At 56.9% G+C, this 23,419-nt stretch carries 26 protein-coding genes; 14 read left to right on the forward strand and 12 right to left on the reverse strand.

What is annotated here, in order from left to right; genetic code table 11:
• Nucleotide 1: 1 nt before the first annotated feature.
• Complete coding sequence (locus DK510_RS17775; protein ID WP_109313217.1) at nt 2–823, reverse strand: IclR family transcriptional regulator; 822 nt, start codon at nt 821–823, stop codon at nt 2–4.
• A gap of 190 nt (nt 824–1,013) precedes the next feature.
• Here DK510_RS17775 and bhcA point away from each other — a divergent pair, with 190 nt between their 5' ends.
• The 4 genes from bhcA to bhcD are packed head-to-tail and all read left to right on the forward strand — an operon-like array spanning nt 1,014 to nt 5,357.
• On the forward strand, nt 1,014–2,204 hold the full coding sequence (gene bhcA, locus DK510_RS17780; protein WP_109313218.1) for an L-aspartate--glyoxylate aminotransferase BhcA: 1,191 nt from the start codon (nt 1,014–1,016) through the stop codon (nt 2,202–2,204).
• Nucleotides 2,205–2,215: 11 nt separating this feature from the next.
• Nucleotides 2,216–3,187 carry a beta-hydroxyaspartate dehydratase BhcB gene (bhcB, locus tag DK510_RS17785; RefSeq protein ID WP_109313219.1) on the forward strand — a complete coding sequence of 324 codons (972 nt, stop codon included), beginning with the start codon at nt 2,216–2,218 and terminating at the stop codon, nt 3,185–3,187.
• Between the two features lie 11 nt (nt 3,188–3,198).
• A complete protein-coding gene (bhcC, locus tag DK510_RS17790; RefSeq protein WP_109313220.1) occupies nt 3,199–4,362 on the forward strand; it encodes a 3-hydroxy-D-aspartate aldolase BhcC in 1,164 nt (387 codons plus the stop codon).
• Between the two features lie 11 nt (nt 4,363–4,373).
• Nucleotides 4,374–5,357 (forward strand): iminosuccinate reductase BhcD, encoded by a 984-nt coding sequence (gene bhcD / locus DK510_RS17795; protein WP_109313351.1) that lies wholly within the window; start codon nt 4,374–4,376, stop codon nt 5,355–5,357.
• A gap of 56 nt (nt 5,358–5,413) precedes the next feature.
• Here the strand turns inward: bhcD and DK510_RS17800 are convergent, their stop codons facing one another.
• Both DK510_RS17800 and DK510_RS17805 read right to left on the reverse strand, forming a co-directional pair.
• Complete coding sequence (locus DK510_RS17800) at nt 5,414–6,199, reverse strand: inositol monophosphatase family protein (RefSeq protein WP_058275936.1); 786 nt, start codon at nt 6,197–6,199, stop codon at nt 5,414–5,416.
• Nucleotides 6,200–6,295: 96 nt separating this feature from the next.
• The gene (locus tag DK510_RS17805; protein WP_109313352.1) at nt 6,296–7,201 is read right to left on the reverse strand and encodes a LysR family transcriptional regulator; all 906 of its coding nucleotides are present in this window, start codon (nt 7,199–7,201) and stop codon (nt 6,296–6,298) included.
• A gap of 94 nt (nt 7,202–7,295) precedes the next feature.
• Between DK510_RS17805 and metF the strand changes: the two genes are divergently transcribed.
• Both metF and DK510_RS17815 read left to right on the forward strand, forming a co-directional pair.
• Entirely contained in the window at nt 7,296–8,162 is an 867-nt protein-coding gene (metF, locus tag DK510_RS17810) for a methylenetetrahydrofolate reductase [NAD(P)H] (protein ID WP_109313221.1), read from the forward strand.
• Between the two features lie 177 nt (nt 8,163–8,339).
• Nucleotides 8,340–8,990 carry a DnaJ domain-containing protein gene (locus DK510_RS17815; protein ID WP_109313222.1) on the forward strand — a complete coding sequence of 217 codons (651 nt, stop codon included), beginning with the start codon at nt 8,340–8,342 and terminating at the stop codon, nt 8,988–8,990.
• Nucleotides 8,991–9,040: 50 nt separating this feature from the next.
• On the opposite strand, the gene DK510_RS17820 is transcribed toward DK510_RS17815, so the two are convergent.
• Nucleotides 9,041–9,559: a YHS domain-containing (seleno)protein gene (locus DK510_RS17820; RefSeq protein WP_109313223.1), complete on the reverse strand. Its 519-nt coding sequence runs from the start codon at nt 9,557–9,559 to the stop codon at nt 9,041–9,043.
• Nucleotides 9,560–9,809: 250 nt separating this feature from the next.
• On the opposite strand from DK510_RS17820, the gene yghU reads away from it, so the two are divergent.
• On the forward strand, nt 9,810–10,688 hold the full coding sequence (yghU, locus tag DK510_RS17825) for a glutathione-dependent disulfide-bond oxidoreductase (RefSeq protein WP_109313224.1): 879 nt from the start codon (nt 9,810–9,812) through the stop codon (nt 10,686–10,688).
• Between the two features lie 43 nt (nt 10,689–10,731).
• Here yghU and DK510_RS17830 read toward each other — a convergent pair whose 3' ends face one another.
• Nucleotides 10,732–11,520, reverse strand: coding sequence for an SseB family protein (locus tag DK510_RS17830; protein ID WP_109313225.1), 789 nt, complete (start codon nt 11,518–11,520; stop codon nt 10,732–10,734).
• Nucleotides 11,513–12,100 (reverse strand): uracil-DNA glycosylase family protein, encoded by a 588-nt coding sequence (locus tag DK510_RS17835; protein ID WP_109313226.1) that lies wholly within the window; start codon nt 12,098–12,100, stop codon nt 11,513–11,515. The genes DK510_RS17830 and DK510_RS17835 overlap by 8 nt, the downstream gene beginning before the upstream one ends.
• A gap of 230 nt (nt 12,101–12,330) precedes the next feature.
• Here DK510_RS17835 and DK510_RS17840 point away from each other — a divergent pair, with 230 nt between their 5' ends.
• Genes DK510_RS17840 through DK510_RS17855 form a run of 4 tightly spaced genes read left to right on the forward strand, consistent with a single transcriptional unit; the run spans nt 12,331 to nt 16,892 of the window.
• A complete protein-coding gene (locus DK510_RS17840; protein WP_109313227.1) occupies nt 12,331–12,990 on the forward strand; it encodes an ABC transporter ATP-binding protein in 660 nt (219 codons plus the stop codon).
• The gene (locus DK510_RS17845; RefSeq protein WP_109313228.1) at nt 12,968–14,542 is read left to right on the forward strand and encodes a capsule biosynthesis protein; all 1,575 of its coding nucleotides are present in this window, start codon (nt 12,968–12,970) and stop codon (nt 14,540–14,542) included. Before DK510_RS17840 ends, DK510_RS17845 begins: the two co-directional genes overlap by 23 nt.
• Before the next feature lie 5 nt (nt 14,543–14,547).
• The gene (gene kdsA, locus DK510_RS17850; RefSeq protein ID WP_109313229.1) at nt 14,548–15,381 is read left to right on the forward strand and encodes a 3-deoxy-8-phosphooctulonate synthase; all 834 of its coding nucleotides are present in this window, start codon (nt 14,548–14,550) and stop codon (nt 15,379–15,381) included.
• 14 nt (nt 15,382–15,395) lie between these two features.
• Complete coding sequence (locus DK510_RS17855; protein ID WP_109313230.1) at nt 15,396–16,892, forward strand: phosphomannomutase/phosphoglucomutase; 1,497 nt, start codon at nt 15,396–15,398, stop codon at nt 16,890–16,892.
• A 56-nt stretch (nt 16,893–16,948) separates the two neighbouring features.
• Here the strand turns inward: DK510_RS17855 and DK510_RS17860 are convergent, their stop codons facing one another.
• Nucleotides 16,949–18,898: an AsmA family protein gene (locus DK510_RS17860; protein WP_109313353.1), complete on the reverse strand. Its 1,950-nt coding sequence runs from the start codon at nt 18,896–18,898 to the stop codon at nt 16,949–16,951.
• Between the two features lie 93 nt (nt 18,899–18,991).
• Here DK510_RS17860 and rimO point away from each other — a divergent pair, with 93 nt between their 5' ends.
• Both rimO and DK510_RS17870 read left to right on the forward strand, forming a co-directional pair.
• On the forward strand, nt 18,992–20,380 hold the full coding sequence (gene rimO, locus DK510_RS17865; RefSeq protein WP_109313231.1) for a 30S ribosomal protein S12 methylthiotransferase RimO: 1,389 nt from the start codon (nt 18,992–18,994) through the stop codon (nt 20,378–20,380).
• Between the two features lie 114 nt (nt 20,381–20,494).
• Nucleotides 20,495–20,842, forward strand: a complete 348-nt coding sequence (locus DK510_RS17870; protein WP_109313232.1) for a hypothetical protein — start codon at nt 20,495–20,497, stop codon at nt 20,840–20,842.
• A 147-nt stretch (nt 20,843–20,989) separates the two neighbouring features.
• Here DK510_RS17870 and DK510_RS17875 read toward each other — a convergent pair whose 3' ends face one another.
• Complete coding sequence (locus DK510_RS17875) at nt 20,990–21,178, reverse strand: hypothetical protein (protein ID WP_058275732.1); 189 nt, start codon at nt 21,176–21,178, stop codon at nt 20,990–20,992.
• Between the two features lie 213 nt (nt 21,179–21,391).
• On the opposite strand from DK510_RS17875, the gene DK510_RS17880 reads away from it, so the two are divergent.
• Nucleotides 21,392–21,634: a CDGSH iron-sulfur domain-containing protein gene (locus DK510_RS17880; protein WP_109313233.1), complete on the forward strand. Its 243-nt coding sequence runs from the start codon at nt 21,392–21,394 to the stop codon at nt 21,632–21,634.
• Here DK510_RS17880 and DK510_RS23370 read toward each other — a convergent pair whose 3' ends face one another.
• From DK510_RS23370 to DK510_RS17900, 4 genes are all read right to left on the reverse strand, one after another.
• Nucleotides 21,635–21,901 (reverse strand): DUF6455 family protein, encoded by a 267-nt coding sequence (locus DK510_RS23370; protein WP_370246448.1) that lies wholly within the window; start codon nt 21,899–21,901, stop codon nt 21,635–21,637.
• A 60-nt stretch (nt 21,902–21,961) separates the two neighbouring features.
• On the reverse strand, nt 21,962–22,237 hold the full coding sequence (locus DK510_RS17890) for a DUF6455 family protein (RefSeq protein ID WP_109313235.1): 276 nt from the start codon (nt 22,235–22,237) through the stop codon (nt 21,962–21,964).
• Nucleotides 22,238–22,305: 68 nt separating this feature from the next.
• A complete protein-coding gene (locus DK510_RS17895; RefSeq protein ID WP_109313236.1) occupies nt 22,306–22,674 on the reverse strand; it encodes a YigZ family protein in 369 nt (122 codons plus the stop codon).
• Nucleotides 22,671–23,378, reverse strand: a complete 708-nt coding sequence (locus DK510_RS17900; RefSeq protein ID WP_109313237.1) for a M48 family metallopeptidase — start codon at nt 23,376–23,378, stop codon at nt 22,671–22,673. The genes DK510_RS17895 and DK510_RS17900 overlap by 4 nt, the downstream gene beginning before the upstream one ends.
• Nucleotides 23,379–23,419 lie beyond the last annotated feature (41 nt).

Raw genomic sequence — 23,419 nt, forward strand, 5'->3', positions numbered from 1 at the left:
TTCAGGTTTTCGGGGTCTGGCCGCCGCTAAGATGGGTGATTTCCCGCGCTGCGGCCAGAACCAATTCACCCAGCGCATGCGCTCGATCCGCGCCAAACCGAGCGGTCGGACCCGATACCGAGATCCCTGCACATGGCTCCCCCCGGTCATTGAAAATCGCCGAGCCGATACAGGACATGCCCTGATATCTTTCTTCTCGGTCATGCGACCAGCCGCGTGCACGGGTCTTGGAAAGATCCTGTTGAAGTCCGTCGCCCGGTATCTGCGTGTTCGCGGTGAATTCCACCGGATAAATCGCCGCTAGCGTTTTGGCCAACCCCGTTTCGCTCATCGCTGCAAGGATCGCCTTGCCAGTGCCAGAGGCATACATCGGCGTTCGTGCCCCGGGCGGGAAAAAGGCGCGAATGGGGTTCGGAGTTTCGACCTGACCGACGAAGACTACTTCGGACCCATCCGGCACCGCCAGGTTGGCGGTTTCACCGCTGTCCTGCATAAGACGCCTCAGAATTGGGCGCCCGATTTCAAGAACGCTGTTGCGGCGTAGGAACGAAGCGCCGGTCCGGTACGCCTCAATCCCGATCATCCATTCCTGACGTTCGTCGTCGAATGCAACAAACCCGTGTTTCTGCAAGGTTACCAGGATCCGGTGCGTCGTGGCCGTCGGCACATCAATCTCGCGCGCCAGATCGCTGAGCGCTGCGCGTTCCAACCGGGCAACCGTGGTCAGAACGCCCAGCGCCCGATCCAGCGATTGCATGGTCCCGGCCGAACTTTCCTTGAACAGGGATTTGGGCCTGCCACGCGGTCTTTTCTGATTGTCCATCGCCCTACTCCATTGCTCTGCGCCAGATTATTTCTGAACCGTTCATTTTTGAGATCCAAAAATGAAAAACGAAAAACTGCATAAATACAGCGCGTTAAATATTTAATTGCAAAAATGAAAATATTTTTCAAGAAAATTGCACGTCGTGAGGTTTTCCCGGACACTTACATCCAAAGCGGAGGAATAACAGATGTCCAACCAAAACCCGGTTTTCATACCCGGCCCAACCAACATTCCAGACCGGTTGCGTCTTGCCATGCAGGTCCAAACGCAGGATCACCGCGCACCGGATTTTGTCGAAACCTTTGCGCCCGTTCTTGAGGACACGAAAAAGGTGTTCGGCACCACGACCGGCCAGATCGTGACCTTCCCTGCCAGCGGCACCGGTGGATGGGAAGCGGCCGTGACCAACACACTCAGCCCCGGCGACAAGGTTCTGGTCGCGCGCTACGGCGTGTTCAGCCATCGCTGGATAGACCTGTGCGAGCGTCACGGGCTGGACGTTCAGATCGTCGAATGTCCTTGGGGCACCGGCGCACCCGCTGATCAGTTTCAGGCCGCTTTGGCCGATGATACCGCGCATGAAATCCGCGCTGTTCTGGTGACCCACAACGAAACAGCCACCGGGGTGCGTTCGGACATCGCAGCGGTTCGCCAAGCGATGGATTCGGAAAACCATCCCGCGATGCTGTTTGTCGATTGCGTCAGCTCTCTGGCTTCAATGCCGTTCGACTTTGACGCTTGGGGCGTCGATATCGCCGTGTCGGGGTCGCAAAAAGGGTTCATGCTGGCGACCGGCATGGCAATTCTGTGCGTCAGCACTAAGGCACAGGACGCGATGAAAAGCGCCATGCTGCCGCGCACCTTCTTTGACTTCGACGATATGATGGCGGCCAACGCATCGGGTGGGTTTCCCTACACGCCACCGCTGCAACTGATCTACGGCATGCGCGAAAGCCTCAAGATGCTGTTCGAAGAAGGGCTTGAGAACGTTTATGCCCGGCATTTCCGACTGGCCGAAGGTGTGCGCCGCGCCGTCGACGCCTGGGGGCTGAAACTGGTCGCGCAATCGCCCGATCTGTATTCTGACACTGTCAGCGCGATCTACGTGCCAGACGGGTATGATAGCAACACACTCACTGACCACGCGTTCAACGCTTATGGCGTGTCCTTTGGTATTGGACTGGGTCAACTGAATGGTAAGGCGTTCCGCATCGGCCATCTGGGCAGTCTGACGGATGTGATGGTTCTGTCCGGCCTCAGCACAATCGAGATGGCGATGGCCGATCTGAACTATCCGATCACTTTGGGCAGCGGGGTCGCGGCGGCACAGGATTACTATCGCACCGGCCCATCTGACCGCGCCCAGGCCGCAGCCTGAGGAGGATGGCAATGCTGGATCACATCCCCGCAGCGGATCTGACGATCGAAGATATGCGCGCTGCGCATGAACGGATCAAACCCTTCATCCGACGCACGCCGATCATGGTGTCGGACTATTTGAACGACCTGACCGGAGCGCAGCTGTTCTTTAAATGCGAGAACTTCCAAGAAGCCGGCGCGTTCAAAGTACGCGGTGCGAGCAACGCGGTTTTCGGCCTGAGTGATGATATGGCGACCAAGGGCGTTTGCACACACTCCAGTGGCAACCACGCTTTGTCCCTGTCTTATGCCGCCGGACGGCGGGGTATTCCCTGCAACGTGGTGATGCCGCGCACTGCGCCGCAGGCCAAGAAGGACGCCGTGCGCCGCTATGGCGGGACAATCACGGAGTGCGAGCCGTCAACCTCATCCCGCGAGGCGACCTTTGCCGAAGTGCAGGCCAGAACGGGCGGAGAGTTCGTGCACCCTTATAACGACCCGCGCGTTATTGCGGGTCAGGCCACCTGCTCGGCCGAAATGTTGGAACAGACAGACGGAGTGGATGCGGTCATCGCCCCGATCGGAGGCGGCGGCATGGTCTCAGGCACGTGCCTGACGGTTTCGAACCTGGCACCCGTCACCGCAATCTATGCCGCCGAGCCAGAACAGGCGGACGACGCATACCGGTCCTTCAAAGCAGGCAACATCATCGCCGATGATGCGCCAAAAACCATCGCCGACGGGCTACTCGTGCCGCTGAAAGAGAACACGTGGCACTTCGTGTCCCGAAATGTGACCGACATTTTCACCGCCTCTGACGACGAGATCATCGAAGCGATGAAACTGACGTGGAAATACCTACGCGTCGTGATGGAGCCGTCATCGGCCGTGCCTCTGGCAACCATACTCAAGAACCCGGACGTATTCCGCGGCAAGCGCGTCGGTGTGATCGTGACCGGCGGCAACGTGGATCTGGACAAACTGCCCTGGCTGAAAGGGTAAGGAGGAACGACATGAACAAACCTGTGAACATCAAAGAACTGGAAGTCGGGTTCGACATCCCCGCTGCCATCGGCATGGATGAAAGCGAAATCCAGACCCCTTGCCTGATCCTGGACCTTGATGCGCTGGAGCGGAATATCAAGAAGATGGGCGATTATGCGAAGGCCCACGGTATGCGCCACCGCGTGCACGGCAAGATGCACAAGTCCGTCGACGTCGCCAAGCTACAGGAACAGCTCGGCGGTGCGGTTGGCGTCTGCTGTCAAAAGGTATCTGAGGCTGAGGTTTTCGCGCGGGGTGGCATCAAGGATGTCCTCGTGTCGAACCAAGTCCGTGATCCGGCCAAGATCGACCGATTGGCGCAACTGCCCAAATTGGGCGCGCGCACTATTGTGTGCGTGGACGACATCGACAATGTCGCCGACCTGTCCAAAGCCGCTGTCGATCACGGCACGGAACTTGAAGTCTTTGTCGAAATTGACTGCGGTGCAGGTCGGTGTGGTGTGACCACGACCCAAGCCGTTGTCGATATCGCAAAAGCAGTCAACGCTGCGCCTAACCTGAAATTTACCGGCATTCAGGCCTATCAAGGCGCGATGCAGCACCTCGACACCTATGAGGCGCGCAAAGAGAAGCTCAATACAGCCATCGCCATGGTCAAAGACGCGGTTGACGGTTTGAAAGCCGAAGGCATCGAATGTGAACTGGTCTCGGGTGGCGGAACAGGATCATACTACTTCGAGAGCAATTCAGGCGTTTACAACGAGTTGCAGTGCGGATCGTATGCTTTCATGGATGCGGATTATGGGCGCATTCTGGACGAGAACGGCAAACGGATCGATCAGGGCGAATGGGAAAACGCGCTGTTCATTCTGACCAGCGTTATGAGCCATGCCAAGACTGACAAGGCCATCTGCGACGCCGGCCTCAAGGCGCAATCGGTCGATAGCGGCCTGCCCTTCATCTTTGGGCGCGACGATGTGGAATACCTCAAATGTTCGGACGAACACGGTGTCATCGGCGACCCCGACGGCGTTTTGAAGGTGAACGACAAGCTGCGGCTTGTGCCCGGACATTGTGATCCCACCTGCAACGTCCACGATTGGTATGTCGGCGTGCGCGACGGCAAGGTCGAGGCTCTGTGGCCCGTGTCGGCCCGCGGAAAGGCTTATTGATGAGGGATGCTATGACCACGCAAGATGGCCTGCTGATTGTGGGCGAAGACCTGTGCGAACAGCTGGTGGGCCGCCAACAGGCCTTTGACGCGGTCCAATCCGTGTTTGGTGCGATGGCCAACGGCGGGGCACGGAACTTTCCTGTCGTTCGCGAGGCACTTGGCTATGCTGATGCGCTGTATGGTTTCAAATCCGGTTTTGATCGGGATGGACAGGTGTTGGGCGTTAAGTCCGGCGGCTATTGGCCGGGCAATGCCGAACAAGGATTGACCAATCACCAATCCACGGTGTTTCTGTTCGATCCCGACACGGGGCGGCTTTCGGCATTGGTGGGTGGCAACTACCTAACGGCCGTGCGAACAGCAGCTTCATCAGCGGTTTCCATCGCACAACTTGCCCGAAAAGACGCCAAAGTGCTGGGCATGGTTGGCGCCGGACATCAGTCGGCCTTCCAGCTACGCGCCGCCGCTGAACAGCGGGACTTTGAAAAAGTTGTCGCCTGGAACCCGCACCCGGACATGCTGCCGCGTTTGGCGGCTGTCGCCGAGGAAATCGGACTGGAATTCGAAGCCGTCAGTCAACAAGAGCTGGGTGCCCAATCGGATGTCATCATCACCATCACCTCGGCGTTCGAGCCGCTATTGATGAAAGACTGGATCAAACCCGGCACGCATCTGGCCTGTATGGGCACAGACACGAAAGGCAAGATGGAGGTCGATCCGGCGCTGGTCGCCTCGGCCACCGTTTTCACCGACGAGGTCGCGCAATCCGCGACGATTGGCGAGGCACAGCACGCCATGGGAAGCGGCACTTTGACCGAAACACAGATCACCCCAATTGGTGCGGTCATCAACGGCGATCACCCCGGGCGGAGCAGTGCTGACGAGATCACCCTGTTCGACGGAACTGGCGTGGGTCTGCAGGACCTCGCTGTTGCATCCGTCGCCGCGCGGCTGGCGGACGAAGCAGGTCTGGCACAACGCGCGACCCTTTGAAAACAAAAAAAGCGCGCCTCAATCGGGGCGCGCTTACGGAATTGCTATATGGCCGGTCAGCCTCGGATCACCTTGGAAAACTGATCGAAAATCGGCTCGTTCGAACAGATCACTTCACCGTCTTCCAAAACGTTGCCTTCAGGGTTTAGCGCCTGAACAAATCCGCCCGCTTCTTGGACGATGATGATCCCTGCGGCCACATCCCAGGAATTCAGGCGACGCTCCCAAAAGCCTTCGTAACGCCCCGCTGCCACATAAGCCATGTCCAGCGCGGCGGCACCCCAGCGGCGCACACCGGCACAAGCAGGCATTAGACGCGCCAGATCCTGCAGGGTCGCAGGCAGGTCCGAACGGCCACCAAAAGGCAGGCCCGTCGAGAAAATCGACTCGATCATCCGATGACGGCCCGACACGCGGATACGCATGTCGTTCATCCAAGCGCCTTCGCCTTTTTCGGCAAAGAACATCTCATCCTTGGCGGCGTCATAGATAACACCGGCGACGATCTTGCCCTTATGTTCCAGCGCGATTGAGATCGCCCAGTGCGGCAGGCCGTGCAAGAAGTTCGTGGTGCCGTCCAGCGGGTCGACGATCCAGCGGCGGGTCGGGTCTTCGCCCTCAATCACGCCACCCTCTTCGGCCAGCCACCCGTAGGTCGGGCGCGCGCCCAGCAGTTCCTCTTTCAGGATCGCCTCGGCAGCAATGTCAGCTTTGGACACAAAGTCGCCTGCGCCTTTCATCGAAACCTGAAGGTTCTCGACTTCACGGAAATCCTTGACCAAAGAACGCCCCGCCTTACGCGCGGCTTTGATCATGATGTTGAGGTTTGCACTGCCAACCATTGTCCAAAGGCTCCTGTCCGGTCAAACCGCGCGTATACTGATGCAAAGCGCCCTTGCCAAGAGGAATGATGCGCATAGCAGACCCGCGTTTTTTGCCTATTGCTCTTGCAGCTTGCGCGCCTCGGTTTCGGCCAGCTTGATCAGCTCTTGTACGAAAGGTTTTTCTAGGTCCTCGCTGCGCACTGCCGCGTAAAGCCTGCGGGTGATGCCGCCCTTGGTCAGGGGGCGAGTGACGTAGTCGGAATTGTACTTCACTTCGCGCACAACCCAGTCGGGCAGCACCGAAATACCGCGGTTCGACGCGACGAGCAAAAGGATCACTGCAGTCAATTCGACCTGCCGGATTGCGGCCGGCTCGACCCGCGCGGGTATCAGCAACTGGCTGAACACATCCAGCCGGGTGCGCTCGACCGGATAGGTAATCAGGGTTTGCCCACGGAAATCCTCGGCCTCGACGAACTCTTTCTGCGCCAACGGGTGGGATGATGCAGCGACAAAGACGGCATCATAGTCAAACAGTTCAATGAACTCGATGCCCGGCAGGTCCTCGGGGTCGGACGAGACAACCAGATCCACCTCTTCTTTTTGCAGTGCTGGCAGGGCGTCGAATGCCAAACCTGGGCGGATATCAACGTCCACATCACCCCATGATTTCCGGAAAGATTCAAGAACTGGAAACAGCCATTCGAAACACGCGTGACATTCGATCGCGATATGCATCCGCCCCGTGCGTCCATCCCGAAGCGACGAGAATTCCTGTTGTGCGGCTTGGATTTGCGGCAATATCTGTTCGGCCAGACGCAACAGGCGCAGCCCGGCCGCCGACAGTTTCATCGGCTTGGACCGGCGTAGGAACAATTCAACCCCCGCCTGATCCTCTAACCCTTTGATCTGATGGCTCAGCGCGGATTGGGTGATGTTCAGTTGATCCGCCGCACGGGCAAGCCCACCGCATTCGTGGATCGCCTTGATCGTACGCAGGTGGCGGAATTCAATGTGCATTGCAGTGATACTCATGTTGTTCTTGAATAATATGAGTTTGTCTCACATTGCCCGAACTGGCACAAGGTCCCTGCACCAATCAAATGAGGCCGAGATGACCAAGCCAGAAATTTCATTCGAGTTCTTTCCGCCCAAGACGCTCGAAGCCTCGTTTCGTCTTTGGGACACGGTCCAGACTCTGGCCCCGTTAGAGCCACGCTTTGTCTCGGTCACCTATGGTGCGGGTGGCACAACGCGGGAACTGACACGCGATGCGGTGGCGACACTTCACAAATCGTCAGGCTTACCAGTTGCCGCGCACTTGACATGTGTCGATGCCTCGCGGCAGGAAACGCTGGAAATCGCGGATACCTTCGCGCGGGCGGGCGTACAGGATATCGTAGCCCTGCGCGGTGATCCGCCAAGCGGTCAGGATCGTTTTGAGCCACACCCCGAAGGTTTTGCAAATTCGGTTGAACTGATTTCGGCCCTGGCTGAGACCGAGATGTTCAACATTCGCGTCGGCGCCTACCCCGACATTCACCCCGAGGCACAAAACGCCCGCACCGATATTGATTGGCTCAAAGCCAAACTGGATGCAGGCGCAGATGAGGCCCTGACCCAGTTCTTTTTTGAGGCCGAGACGTTTTTCCGGTTCCGTGATGCCTGCGAAAAAGCGGGCATCGACAAGCCTATCGTGCCCGGCATCCTGCCGATCGAGAACTGGAAAGGTGCACGCAATTTCGCTAAACGATGTGGCACGCGCATTCCCCAATGGGTCGAGCAGGCGTTTGAAAAGGCCGTGCGGGACGATCGTGAGGATTTGCTGGCTACGGCATTGTGTACCGAGCTGTGCTCGGACCTGATCGACGGGGGCGTGGACAAACTGCATTTCTACACGCTGAACCGGCCGGAATTGACGCGTGATGTGTGTTTTGCCCTTGGCATAACGCCGAAGGCTGATCTGCAAAACGTGGCCTAACCGGGTCGGCCCAAAAGACATCATCCCACTGCGAGGAAAGAAACTAAGAACAATTGCCGCGACGCGCTGCAATTGTTCCCGTAAGCACTTCAATTTTGCGTGAGATTTGACAAGTTCACCGCCTTACTCAAACTAAGGCAGTGACGTTTTTTTGTTTTGTAATGAGTAAATTGGGTTATGGAAACTGTTGAAAAGATCAATGCCCGCACAGAAGCACTGCATGCTTTGGGGTTGGGTCAAAAGGCCAGTTCGGACGACATCAGAAGCGCCTGGCGGAACATTGCGTTCCATGGTCATCCAGACCAGGCCGAGGGCGACAGTTCCGGATTTACCCGCGCCAAGGAAGCATATGATTTTTTGCGAAAAGAAGGACTGGCGGGAAAGGGTGTCGGGGCGGGAAAACCTCGCCGCCCGAAACTGCGCCGTCGTATTATCACATTGGAACCAACCGACATCAACGCGTGCCGTGCCCTGCTGAACAACGCGTTGCCGGACCGATCGGACGAGGTTGAAACACCGGATCCCGAGCTGATGTGCAAGTCGGACCATGTGCCCGATGCAGTCGGGTTCTTTGGCCGCCATTTGACATTCTTTGTCTCAACGCCGGTCTATGAAGGTGCAAACCGCGTGGCATTGCCAACGTCGGTTTTGGCGAGCTCACGCCAGACGGAAACCGAGGTACTGAATTTCCAGTCCAACGACTCTGGCGGCGGGGAGGTTGTTGTTCCCGAAGCGATTACTGCGCGTACGTTCCCTGGGGCCAAAAGCGTTCGCATTCGGTTCGATGCCGATCAGCAGATGCGGGACGAATTCTCGTTTGCGCATTGACGAAAAAGCCCGGCTTAAATGCGCCGGGCTTTGGCTTGGTGAGTGGCCACTTAGTTTGAAATCGGGCCTTCCGACGTGAATTTCGGGATCACGCTGGAGGATGCGGCATCGGGTTCGATCCCCGGCCAGTTGCCTTCGGCGAGGTTGATATTGCCGGGCACGTCTTCTTCCCAGAAACCGACAACGACATCGGTGATGTTCAAATAAAGCCTGTCATCGACGATGCGCCAAAGGTTCGGGTTCGCAGGGACTTTGCCGCCCTTCGACACACCGTATGCGCAATGTCCGTCATATTGCGGTGCGTAGAAGGCTGGGTTCTCTTGAAATTTATCGCGGTTCTCTTCAGACGAGAATGCCCAGGTGGCACCATTGTATTCCGCGGTGATATCTGCACGGCCGCGTACAGGTGCGGGCTGAGATTGACCAACCGCAACCTGATCCAGACCGCGGTAGGCGACGACATCGTAGCCGGATACGGCGAACCCGGTGCCGTCAATATACTGGTCACCAGCAAAGGCCGGAGCGGCAAGGGTCAGAGCCGCAGCTACAGTTAGGGCAAAACGTTTCATGGTGGTAAGTCCTTTTGTCCTCGGGGTTGTTGATTTGCCCGAACTTGCGGGTCTGAACATACAATAGGCAATTCAGATCGCTTGCGAAGCCCGCCTCGCGTCGCTGTGACGTTGAATGAGAATTCGTGAGATGTCAGGTGAGGATTGTTACAAAAACGCTGCGCTCTGGGGGGTTGGACTTGGTGCTTTGCAACATTAGCTGTTGTGATGGACGGACAATTCACCTGCACTTTGCGAAGAAAGGCAAGAAATGAGCGAGCAACCGACCTATACGCCCCCAAAGGTCTGGACATGGGACAGCCAGAATGGCGGCCAATTTGCCAACATCAATCGCCCAATCGCTGGCGCCACCCACGACAAGGATCTGCCGATTGGACGGCACCCACTGCAGCTATATTCACTGGCCACGCCGAACGGCGTGAAAGTGACCGTGATGCTGGAGGAACTGCTGGCGCTGGGTCACGAAGGTGCCGAATACAACGCCTGGCTGGTCAATATCGGCGAAGGCGATCAGTTCAGCTCGGGCTTTGTCGGGGCCAACCCAAATTCTAAAATCCCCGCTCTTTGGGATCGCTCGGGCGACAAGCCGACACGCGTGTTCGAAAGCGCTTCGATCCTGTTTCATCTGGCCGAAAAGTTTGGCGCGTTTTTGCCCGCGTCCGGACCGGAACGTACGGAAGTCATGAACTGGGTCTTCTGGCAGATGGGCAGTGCACCCTATCTGGGCGGTGGGTTTGGCCATTTCTACGCCTATGCGCCGGAAAAGTTCGAATACCCAATTGACCGCTTTACGATGGAGACTAAGCGCCAGCTGGACGTTCTGGATCGCGAACTGGCCGACAAGACGTATATCGCAGGCGAGGATTACACCATCGCGGATATGGCGATCTGGCCATGGTATGGCCAGCTGGTTCTGGGTCGCCTTTACAGCGCCGCCGAGTTCCTGGACGTGGAATCTTACAAGAACGTCATGCGGTGGGCCAAGGCGATCGACGCGCGCCCTGCCGTTCATCGGGGCCGCATGGTCAACCGCCCGTTCGGTGAGCCACATACCCAGCTGCACGAACGTCACGAGGCCAGCGATTTCGAAACCCGCACCCAGGACAAACTGGAAGCAGCTGCGGAATAATCACAAAAAGCCCCGCAGATCAGTCGTGCGCGGGGCTTTTTTCCTACTTCAGAATAGGCGGTTTATCCGGGTTACTGCCGGGTGCCGTCTGCGCGACAACACGCGCCTCTGGCTGTGGCAGATCAAACCGCAAACCGATCCGCGCCAATGAGGCAGCAGCCTGATCGTGTGCACCGAAGAACCCGACATCCATTGCCCCGGCCTCAATCCCGGAAAACGTCAACGCCTCGGACGCGGCCTTGGCCAGTGCGGGCTCTGCCCCTTCTACCGCACCAATGAACCCAAGCAGGTGACCGGAACCACCGCCTTCGGACTTCGTTCCCACCAAATATGCAGCTTCCGCCAGCCCAACTGCGGTGGCAAGTTTTGCGTCCAGCGCGGTCAACAGATCGTCGGGCAGGCCCGCAGGGGGCAAGAACTCTGCCAACCGTTGCTGAACCTCCTCTGGCTCATGCTGCAGAGTTTCCGCCAGCCAGCCCAGCGCCTCGGACGGGATCAGCATAGAGGACGGCGCAACTTCGAGGTTGAGGCCCAGCCCAATCCCCTGCCCCGCGAGCATGGAGGACAACACCCGGCCCGAAAGCGCCACATAAGGGACAGGGCGTTCGGCAAACTGCGCCAACCGATCCTCTCGGTCAAAGGCCAGCACAAAGCGCCCATCGGCGACGTCGAACAACTCGGGTGAGATGTTTTCGCCCTTCGCCTCTTCCGTCAGCATCAGAAACAGTTCGCTGTCGGCAAGCCGTTCGAAGAACCTCAATCGCGCTGCATCATCTTGTGGGGCGGCAGTCATTGCGGCGTAGGTAGTGTCCAGAGCCGTGGTTTCAGTCATTCAGAACCTCTTGCACCCGTGCACGCAGAACCGGCAGAAGGTCGGTCTGGAACCACGGGTTTTTCTTCATCCATGCCGTATTCCGCCACGAGGGATGAGGCAAGGCAAAGACGCGCGGCGCATGGTCCCGCCAGTTGCGAACCGTTTCCGTCACCGAGCTGCGCGCACGCAGGTGGTATTTATGAGCGTGCCCACCCACCAAAATAGTCAGGGGTATTTCCCCCAGCGTTTGCATGACTTTGTTATGCCAGGTTTTGCCGCAGACAGGGGGGGGCGGCAAATCCGCCTTGCGCGCATCATAACCCGGAAAACAAAAAGCCATAGGCACGATCGAAACCTGTGACCGATCGTAGAACACAGCTTCATCCACCCCAAGCCAGTCCCGTAAGCGATCTCCGGACGGATCGGTGAACGGTCGGCCCGACTCATGCACCCGTGCGCCAGGGGCCTGACCGGCAACCAAAATCGGCGTTCCCGGCTGAAACCAGACCACTGGGCGCGGCTGATGCGCGGTCTCTGTCGCAGCAAATCTTTCCGCGCAAATACGGCAGGCCGAGATTTCTTTCTGTAGCGAATTCATCAGATGGCAAGGTTTCCTGCATCAAATTGGTTGACGGTCACCCTGAAAGATAGTCAACGCAATGCGTGGGTCCAACCGATGGAAAAGTCACATTACCAACAGCACACGTGCCGGTGCATTGATCATTGCCACCAAAACTCGACATAATATGGCCCACATAAAACGTAGGATAACAACCCGATTACCGGCACATCCGGTACTTTTAAAATGGTGCAAGCAGCAGGCCCTCAATGCTTGAGTTTGAAAATGTCAGTAAGTCCTTCTGGACCGGGACACGCCGCAAGGTGATCCTGGACAGTGTCTCGTTTCGGGTTCAATTGGGCCGTTCGATTGGCATTCTTGCACCTAACGGAACCGGCAAGACTACCTTGATCAATATGATGGCCGGCCTGGAAAAGCCCGATGAAGGCGTAATTCGAAAGTCCTGCCGAGTGTCTTTTCCTATGGGTTTCACCGGAGGTGTCGCAAACAAACTGTCCGCCCTGGAAAACGCGCGCTACGTCGCCAACATCTACGGGATGGACCCCGATTACGTCGAAGCCTACTGCAAATGGCTATGCGGATTGGGGGAGTATTTTAACCAACCACTGGCCACTTACTCCAGCGGTATGAAGGGGCGCTTTACGTTTGCGTTGATGTTGGCTCTGGATTTCGACATGTATCTGATTGACGAAGGAATGCCAGCGTCGACGGATGTGGATTTCAACAGGAAGGCCGGCGACATCCTTCGGGAAAAACTACGCACGACAACATTGGTGATCGTGTCACACAGCCCGGCCGTGCTGGAGAAATTTGCGCAAGAGGCTGCCGTTTTGATGGATGGCCAGCTTTATATGTTCGACACCTTGGAAGAGGCAAAGCAGCTATATGACTACCAAACCCAAGGCTAGCATCTACAACTGGCGCCGCAAACGCCGCAATGCGGGAACGGAAGAAGACCGCGCTGACGCCATTTCGCGCATTCGCATGGCGACGCGGCCACCCGCTGCGGCCAATGACTCGGAGTCCAATACCGAGATTGACGCCATCAAACGCGAGGGGCTGACCGGGCGCCAATTGCGGATAGCACGCAGACTGGCGCAAAAGAACGGGCTGGAGGCGACCTCGGACTATGATGCTGTGCGTTTGCTGCGCCAAAATGGCATCGATCCGTTTCATCGCGCCAATCTACTGGGGATGGCGGGTGAAACGACGCAGACCGAGGATCAGGCCAAGGACAAGGTCACGATTCATTTGCCGCAAACGGTCAGCGAAGGTGGAAGGACCCTGCCCGGGCCCGAGATGTCTCCTGCGCAACGACGCGAGCTTGAAATTGGCGAGATACAGAAAGACATCGCCCGCCGTCGCCGTCGCAAACTGCTTGCCCTGTTTGCCCGCCTGACGGTTTTTGTCTTCCTGCCCACCTTTATTGTCGGGTTCTATTTCTACCGTGTGGCGACGCCCATGTATGCCAGCGACTCGGCCTTCTCGATCCTGCAGGCGGACGGGGGCGGTGCAGCTTTTGGCGGGCTTTTGGCGGGCACACAATTCGCCACCGCACAGGATTCTGTCGCTACTCAGGAATTTCTTGAGTCGAAGGATGCGCTGCTGAGGCTTGAACGTGACATGGGCTTCGCAGAGATTTTCCAGCAAGACTGGATCGACCCTATTCAACGGCTTTCGCCGGACGCCACGCTGGAAGAGGCCTACAAGGTTTTCCGGCGCATGATCACCATCGGATACGACCCGAGCGATGGCATTATCCGAATGGAAGTTGCGGCACCTGATCCGCAGATTTCGGTGGCCATCTCTGACCGTCTTCTGTCCTACGCCGAAGAAACCATAAACGGGCTCACAGAACTCAAGCGCGAGGACCAGATGCGCGACGCGCTGGATGGTTTTGAAATGGCACAGAAGGAGCGCAGGAGAGCGCAGGAAGATCTGATCGAACTTCAGATTCAAGGCGCGCTGCTGGACCCTCAGAATGTCATCGCCAGCTTGCGTGGCCGCATCGACGCCATGGAAACGCAGATTCAGGACAAAGAACTGCAACTGGCCGCATTGCTGGACAATCGTCGTCCGAACCAGGCCAAGGTGGATGGTGCGCGTGCGGACATCGCGCGATTTGAAGCTGTGTTGGCAGAACTTAACGCGGAAATGCTGGATGTGTCTGCAGGCGAAAACTCGCTTGCCCGGCTCAGTGTACGAATTCAGATGGCACAGGCCGATCTTGTTGCCAGGGATATGATACTGCAGACAGCCATGCAGCAAATGGAAACCACACGGACTGAAGCAAACCGCAAAGTGCGTTATCTGACAGTGTCCGTGAGGCCGGTGCCAAGTCAGGAACCCACCTATCCGCGCAAGTTCGAAAATACGATTTTGGCTTTTCTGTTGTTTGCTGGTATCTACCTGTTGATCTCGCTTACCGCGTCGGTCCTTCGTGAACAGGTATCCTCGTAAGACACATGAAACATGTAAAAATCTCCGATCTCACGGTCGGCAATGATCTGCCTCTGACGATCATTGCTGGCCCCTGCCAGCTTGAAAGCGCGGATCATGCGCAGATGATAGCAGGCAAAATGAAAGAAGCCTGTGATGCCGCCGGTGCGCAGTATGTTTTTAAGGCCTCGTATGACAAGGCGAACCGCACATCAATTTCAGGTGTCCGTGGGCCCGGAATTGCTAAAGGACTGGACATTCTGGAAGGTGTGAAAAAACAAATTGGGGTGCCTGTCCTGACTGACGTACATACGCCAGAGCAATGCTCAGACGCCGCCAATGTTTGTGATGTTTTGCAGATTCCCGCGTTATTGTGCCGTCAAACCGACTTGGTGTTGGCCGCAGCCCAAACAGGCGCAGCGATCAATGTCAAAAAAGGGCAATTTCTGGCGCCATGGGATATGGCGAACATTGTCGCCAAGATCGAGAGTGTTGGTAACTCGAAAATTCTGCTGACAGAACGTGGCACCTCGTTTGGGTACAACACCTTGGTGACAGATATGCGCTCGCTCCCGCAGATGGCGGCGACGGGCTATCCGGTTGTGATGGACGCAACCCACTCGGTTCAGCAGCCTGCAGGGCTTGGAGGTTCGACCGGCGGTCAGCGTGAATTTGCTCCGGTGATGGCGCGCGCAGCTGCCGCCATCGGCGTGGGTGCTGTGTTTATTGAAACACACGAAGACCCGGACAAGTCTCCGTCAGACGGGCCTAACATGATCTATCTGGACCAAATGCCTCAATTGATTGACACTTTGATGCGCTTTGATGCATTGGCCAAAGCCAATCCTATACAGATTTGAGTAAGAGCAATAGCATGACGAAACCCATCCCTGAGGTGACCCCGAACACCTGGAGTTTTCTACGCGATCCGATGATCAAGCCCACCGGCTTTCGCGAATATGACGCACGTTGGAAATACCCTGAAGAGATCAACCTGCCCGGCATGACCGCGCTTGGCTTGGGTCTGGGCACACAGATGCGCAATCGTGGGATCGAACCGGTGATCGCGGTGGGCAACGACTATCGCGACTACTCGCTGGCGATCAAGAATGCGCTGATCCTGGGCCTGATGCAGGCGGGTATTCAGGTCAAAGATATTGGCCCCGCGCTTAGCCCTATGGCCTATTTCGCGCAATTCCATCTGAATGTGCCGGCCGTGGCCATGGTCACAGCCAGCCACAACCCGAACGGCTGGACCGGGGTGAAGATGGGCTTTGACCGCCCGCTGACCCACGGCCCTGATGAGATGTCGGAATTGCGTGACATTGTCTTGAACGGCGAAGGCGCCACCCACGACGGTGGGTCCTACGAATTCGTCGAGGGCGTGAAAGAGGCATACATCGACGATCTGGTCGGTGATTTCAAAATGTCCCGTCCCCTGAAAGTCGTATGCGCAACTGGAAACGGAACGGCTTCGGCCTTTGCGCCTGAGATTTTCGAGCGCATTGGCGTCGAAATGGTGCCCAGTCACACCCAATTGGACTATACTTTCCCCCACTATAACCCCAACCCCGAGGCTATGGAGATGTTGCACGACATGTCCGCCTCTGTGAAAGCCAGCGGTGCCGATTTGGCTTTGGGTTTTGACGGCGACGGCGATCGCTGCGGTGTTGTGGATGATGAGGGAGAAGAAATCTTCGCCGATAAGGTCGGTGTGATTATGGCGCGCGATCTGGCGAAACTTTATCCGAACTCGACCTTTGTGGCAGATGTGAAATCCACTGGTCTGTTTGCCAGCGACCCCGAACTGCAGGCCCTTGGTGTTAAAGCAGATTATTGGAAAACCGGCCACAGCCACATGAAGCGTCGGGTCAAAGAGATCAACGCACTGGCCGGCTTTGAGAAGTCTGGTCACTACTTTCTGGCTGAACCTATCGGGCGCGGCTACGACTGCGGGATGCGCGTCGCCGTTGAGATCTGCAAGCTGATGGATCGCAATCCTGAGCAAAGCATGTCGGACCTGCGCAAGGCGCTGCCAAAAACCTGGTCTACCCCGACCATGTCGCCTTATGCTGCCGATACTGAGAAGTATGACATTCTTCAGCGGTTAGTCGACCAGCTGGTTGCAAAAGCAAATGCCGGAGACAGCTTTGCCGGTCGCGCGATCAAAGAGGTCGTCACTGTCAATGGCGCTCGTGTCATTCTGGACAATGGCAGTTGGGGTCTGGTTCGCGCGTCCTCGAACACTCCGAACCTTGTTGTGGTCTGCGAAAGCAGCCAGAGCGAGGATGAAATGCGCGCAATCTTCGCCGATATCGACGCGGTCATTCGCACGGAACCAGGCGTGGGCGACTACGATCAGACCATCTAAGCGCTACTGCGTTTCGGGGCGCCTTCTGCCCCGAAGCCTTTGCGTATTGGCGCGCTTTAGTTACCGCCAAACAGCTTAAGCAGCCCCTTGTTCACTTCGTCTTCCAGTTTGTTCTTGATCGCGTCTTCGATCTGATCACTGTCCGTGATCGTCGTATTCAACTCGTCCCCGACCTTGTCCAAGACTTTCTGCTTGGCCTCATCTTCAAGCTCCTTGGTCTTTCCTTCGGCGACAGCTTCGATGGCTTTGGTCAGATCCGGCTTAATCGACGGGTTGCTCCATGGTCCGACGATTTTCACTGGCACCGCGATGCCGTTACCCGAATTCGCGCGCAGCGCCACAGGTGTGAAAAGATAGTCGATATCGCGGTTGCCGATTCCGACCCGACCGGAACCGTCGGCCCGGAAGTTATCCAGCGACATCAACAGGTCGTTGTTCCACAACACCCCTTGATCCATGGTGAAGCTGGCAGACAAGCTGTTGAACACGGTTGTGCCGCGCTCGCCCCCGCTGCGGCCCATCAGGCGGTCCAGATCAAACCCCGAGATCACGCCCCTGCCCACGTCCACACGACCCTTCCCGCTGAGTGAGCGCATAATCTGATCTTCGGTCTGCCCAACTCCCAGAAACTCAAACGACCCTGATCCGGTGCCGGACAACCGCTCGATCTCGCCAAGGGCGGACAGAGCTTGCTGTACGTCCATGCCATCCGCGGTCAGTTTGCCGCCGACCGACAAACCGTTCCGGTTGTTGGCAACCACTTGCCCGTTCAGATGCCCTGAAAACAATGTGGCAGGGTTCATCTGAAGAACCGCTCTGGATCGATCAAGGTTAAGCGTCAGATCGCTGGGTCCCAGCGTCAGTCCCGGTACGGCAATGGAATTGGCTTTGAGGCGGATTTTGCCATTCGCCAAGGCCAGCGCAGACGCATCAATCGGGGTGGTCGACCACCCTTGGTCAGGCGACGGCGCCGACCCTCCGCCAGCGCCACCAAGCGTATCATTGAATTGAGTAAGATCTAGGTCACCGCCTTCCAGCCGTGCGGTAATCTGCGGCGGGTCCGAGATAACGATATCTGCCTCACCAGTCAGGCGATTATTATCCAGCAACGCCACCAAGTTGCGCAGCGAAATCCGACCATCGCTGGTATAGGTCATCTGCCCAGCCACATCGGCCTCGCGCCCCAGTCCCAATGGCACCCCAACACCGGCCTGACCAAAAGCAGCCAGCATACGTTCAGTGTTCGTCGTTTTGGCCAGCAATCTGCCATCCATTTCACCAGCCAAATTGACCCGGCCTGCAAAACCGAACTCTCCTCCGGGCGCGGTCATGGTCAAATCCAGCGGCGTTACCGCGCCGGACGCGTAAGCTGGCAGATCTTGAATCTTGAGGTCGACATCGACCGCCCCCCCGGGCACCGCCATCTGAGCCTGAACCTGCAGAGGCGCTGAAACGTTCGGCCAACTGGCCGTCAGATTGACATTGGCAAAATCGAACTTAGTAGCGCCATTTTCGATGTAGACCAAGCGCGCGTTCGTCAGCTTCAGATGATCCAGCGTCACCTCGCCCTGCTGCCCTTGCGGTACCGCGCCACTTGCGGCCCCCGCCGAGGCTGTGTTTGCGGGTGCCGAAAGTTCCCAATTCCCACGCCCATCCGAAAGTTCCAAACGCAGAGCCGGATTATCGGCGATCACCCGTTTGATGCGCAGGTCCCCGGAGATCAGCGCGGTAGCATCAACCCCCACGGCCAGGCTTTCGGCGCTTAGCATTGGTTCAGGACCGGCCCATTGTGCATTTCCAAAAGTCACCGGACCGGTTTCCAGCCCCAGCACGGGCCAGAAAGACAGGTTCACATCGCCCGTAAGCTTCAGGTCACGCCCGGTTTGGGTGCGGACCTGCTCGGCCAATATGGTGGCCAACTTGTCGCCGGGCATCAGCAGCAAGGCCCCGATGACCAAGCCAAAAACCGCCACCAACAGGAAAACTATGCGCAACAGCCACTTCATATTCTGCTCTCCGCCTTTTTCATGCGTTAAAAAGATCATCCAAAGCCCGCGCCGCATTTGCAAGGGGAAGCGTTCCCCACTATATGCCGCGCAATGACAACGAACCCGCCAAACCTCCGCCCCGACCTGGCGCCCGCCGCCCGGATGCCCGAGACGCCACGTTCGAACCAGCCAACAATTGGCATGGTATCCTTGGGCTGCCCCAAGGCTCTGGTCGACAGTGAGCGCATTCTGACCCGCCTTCGTGCCGAAGGATACGGCATCTCGCCCGACTATTCAGGCGCGGATGCCGTGATCGTGAATACCTGCGGGTTTCTCGACAGTGCCAAGGCCGAGTCGCTAGACGCAATTGGTGAGGCTCTGGTGGAGAATGGCAAAGTCATCGTGACCGGCTGTCTGGGTGCGGAACCGGATTACATCCGCGAACATCACCCACGCATCATGGCTGTTACCGGCCCGCACCAATACGAGCAGGTGCTGGATGCGGTGCATGCGGCCGTGCCGCCCGATCCTGACCCGTTTGTGGACCTGCTGCCCGCCGCAAGTGTGCAACTGACACCACGCCATTACAGCTATCTCAAGATTTCCGAGGGCTGTAACCACAAATGCAAGTTCTGCATCATCCCCGACATGCGTGGGAAACTCGCCAGCCGTCCGGCACATGCTGTACTGCGCGAAGCCGAAAAACTGGTCGACAACGGCGTGCGTGAATTGTTGGTGATCTCGCAGGATACATCCGCCTATGGGTTGGATCGGAAATACGACGTGAACCCGTGGAAGGATCGCGAGGTGCGCAGCCACATCACCGATCTGGCGCGTGAGCTGGGGCAGTTGGATGCCTGGGTTCGGCTCCACTATGTCTACCCCTACCCGTATGTTCGCGAGTTGATCCCCCTGATGGCAGACACCGGATCCAACATCCTGCCCTATCTGGATATTCCGTTCCAGCATGCCCATCCGGACGTTCTGAAACGTATGGCGCGCCCGGCAGCGGCAGCCAAGACTTTGGACGAGATCGCGGCGTGGCGCGCAACCTGCCCGGACATCACGCTGCGGTCGACCTTTATCGTCGGTTATCCGGGCGAGACCGAGGCCGAGTTCCAGACCCTTCTGGATTGGATGGACGAGGCGCAACTGGATCGTGTTGGCTGCTTCCAATACGAAAACGTCGATGGCGCGCGATCAAACGAACTGCCGGATCACGTACCAGACGAGGTAAAGCAAGAGCGTTGGGACCGCTTCATGGAAAAAGCGCAGGCCATCTCCGAGGCTAAGCTGGCCGCGAAGGTTGGCCAGACCATCGACGTGATCGTGGACGAGATTGATGACGAAGCCGCCACGTGCCGCACCAAAGCAGACGCGCCCGAGATCGACGGGAATCTGTTCATCGATGAGGGTTTTGATGACCTGAAGCCTGGTGACATCGTGTCGGTCGAGATCGATGAGGCCGGCGAATACGATTTATGGGGCACACGCACCTAAGCCTAATGTGCCGTTCACCCTCGATAGGCAGAGCGTGATTTAAGTTTATTGGCTTGAGACGGGATTTTCCCGGACCATGAATGAAAACCTCAACTCGCTAGAAGGAGGGTTTTCATGGCATACTTTCGTGCAATCTCTTTCAATTGCATGGCCGCGATACTTGCGTCCCAACTTTTTGCCTTCCCGGCTACCGCAGGCAGCATCACCGTTGGAGCGAGCGGCCAAATTGTTGTTGGGTCAAATTCGCAGAATGCTCATAACCGCAATAATATCCGCATTCACCGGCACTATTACTCTCCGAAAGTCTACACACCCAAAGTCTACCACCCGAAACCGGTTCCTAAGAACGCGCCCTACGTTCAGCAAAAGCTAAAAAAGAAATCCTATCGCTTCCTTTATGCGCCACGGTACGGGTCAAAGCGTCAACACTATCACCGCAAGTCATTTGGATACGGATATTGACGGCTGGTGAGGTGATGATTGCCAATTTTCGACGCATTCTGATCCGAGTCCGCGTCGGCATAAAGCGGGCACAAAAAAACCGCCCAACAAGGGCGGTCGGCTGCGTTGAGTAAGCGGGCGGTCAAAACAAGACCGCCCGCAGAATTCTTACTGAGCGACCGGGTTACAGATGGTCTGTCCCGCTTCGGTCGTGGCAAGCTCGGTTCCAGCCGGGCAGCTCGGTGTGCCGAACTTGTCGTACTCAGGTGTGATGTAAACCGGCGTCGGCTCTTCCTGCTGCGAGCATGCAGCCAGAACCAGGGCAATTGCGCTAACGGCAGCAAATTTAAGTTTCATGTCCGTCATTCCTCTAAAAATTTTCTCATATTGCCCTTTTTTCTGGGGCCAGTCTCAAAATACGACCTCGTTGAAATTATTGCAACAAAATCAATCACGGATTTGTGAGAGCGGCAAAACCATGCTGCTGTATAAAGAAAAAAAGCGCTCTACACGCCTCGCGCGAAGGGCTTATAGTTGTTTCACGACATTAGCCAAAAGCGGAGCAGCCACATGTCAGATCAGCCGAAACCTGCCCAAAAAGCCCCCTACCCGGTCGAAGTGACCGAAGGGAAAACCTATTTCTGGTGTGCCTGTGGCAAGTCAGGGCGTCAGCCCTTCTGCGATGGTTCACACAAGGGAACCCAGTTTGAACCGGTGAAGTTTACTGCCGAAACCAGCAAGAAGGTGTTCTTTTGCGGCTGCAAACAAACAGCCAATCCACCGCTGTGCGACGGTTCGCATTCCAAGCGCTGACTAAGCCTTCAAAGCGTTCAGCGGTTCTGCATTCGCGCAGAATTCAGGAGCCGAATTGGTTTTGAACTGTTGCTTCGAAAGCCACAATTCGCATTGGTCGCTACACCCAGAGGCACGACAGCGCGTCACGATCTCCGCATAACCATTGGTGGTCAACCGCCCCTCGGCCATCGCTTCGGTCAACGAAACATCCATACATCTGGCCACCGACCGGGTTAGCCAAAAGTGTTTCTCCACGTCGCCCAGAGTATCTCGAGTCATTGGCATGTCTGCCTTTTGTTTGCACAAAGCGCCGTCAAACACAGCAATGGCGCGGCATGATTTTTCTTAACCGTCGCGCTTGCTTTCCGACAGCGAAGTGAGGCGGTCAAACAGTGACGTGTTCCTGCAATATTCCGGGGTTTTCTGGCCTTGGGCAGATTGTGCCAGAAATTGCGCACAATGATCTGGGTTCGAACAATCACTGCATCTCAGGACCGCATCAGAGATCTGGTCAATCGAGACATCACCGCCTATGGCCGCATCTTCCAGATCGACCCCGACGTGGGTTGCCATCTGGTCGACCAGTTCCGCATGTCGTTTCAGAGTATTTTTGCCAAGCATTGCGCTGTCTCCCTGTCGCACAGTTCTGACAGGATAGCGCAGCGGCCCGAACAGGCATTTGACTCAGGTCAAGACCCGGCGCCAATATGGTCCAGATAGGCGCGGGTGGCATCCTGCACCCTGCGAAAGCGGTCACCGCCCAGCTTTTTACCCCCGTACCAGCGGGTGACAATGATGATGTGGCCCTCCAGTCCGGCCCTTTCGAGCATGCGCAGGATGACCATTCCGGCACCGCTTTCGCCGTCGTCGGCCTTGAGAGCCCCTGTCGGCAAGATCGTCGCCCAGGTATTGTGCGTCGCCTTGGCATAGGCTTTGTCGGACTTGAGGTCTTGCAAAACGGCATCCACGTCCTCGCGCGTTTGCACCGCAGCTCCCGACACCGCGTACTTTGATCCACGATCCGTCAGGATTACGCCCAGCCTTGCTATTTGGGTCATTGCGTCAGCCCAAGTTTTCGGGCCGTGTTCTGGACCATCTGCACACGTTGCGCATTCGGCGGATGTGACGCGAGAAAACTGTCCTCCGGGTCCGGGATGCGCTCAAAGTACTTTGCACCGATCAACGGGTTATATCCGGCATTGTGGGTAATGATTGTGCCCAACTGGTCAGCCTCAAGCTCGAAGGCCTTAACATTCAATTGCACACCAACTTCCGCCCCAATTTTCTGTGTGCGCTCCAGGTCTTCTCCCTCTTCTCCAAAGAGCTTGCCCAGATTGTTGAATATGACTGCGCTTTCCTGTGCGTTTTCGGCCTGGCGCGGAATGTGACGCAGCAGATGATGAGCGGTCTCGTGCCCGAGTACAAATGCCAGCTCATCTGGATTTTGCGCCGACTGAATCATGGATCGGGTCATTATGATCACCGGCTGGCCCCTGTCATCCAAGGTCTGAAACGCATTCGCTTCCGCTTGTGGATTGAGATCAACAAGAACCGTGAAATCACAATTTTTGACTTTGGCCCGCTTCAGACACTCAGCCCGGGCTTCCTTGCCGATAGAGCGGCTGACATCCCGAACCGCAGCCGCCTCTACCTGATACTCGCCCAAGGTCCCCGACCATTGGGTCGCAGGCTGCAGCCGCATCTCGCCAGCACTACAGGCCGCCAGAAAAAGAGGAAGAAACAAACAGATCAGACGATACATTCATAATCCTTTGAAACGGTTGGCCCTTTTTCACGACCATA

Source organism: Ruegeria sp. AU67 (assembly GCF_900312795.1).
GTDB lineage: Bacteria > Pseudomonadota > Alphaproteobacteria > Rhodobacterales > Rhodobacteraceae > Ruegeria > Ruegeria atlantica.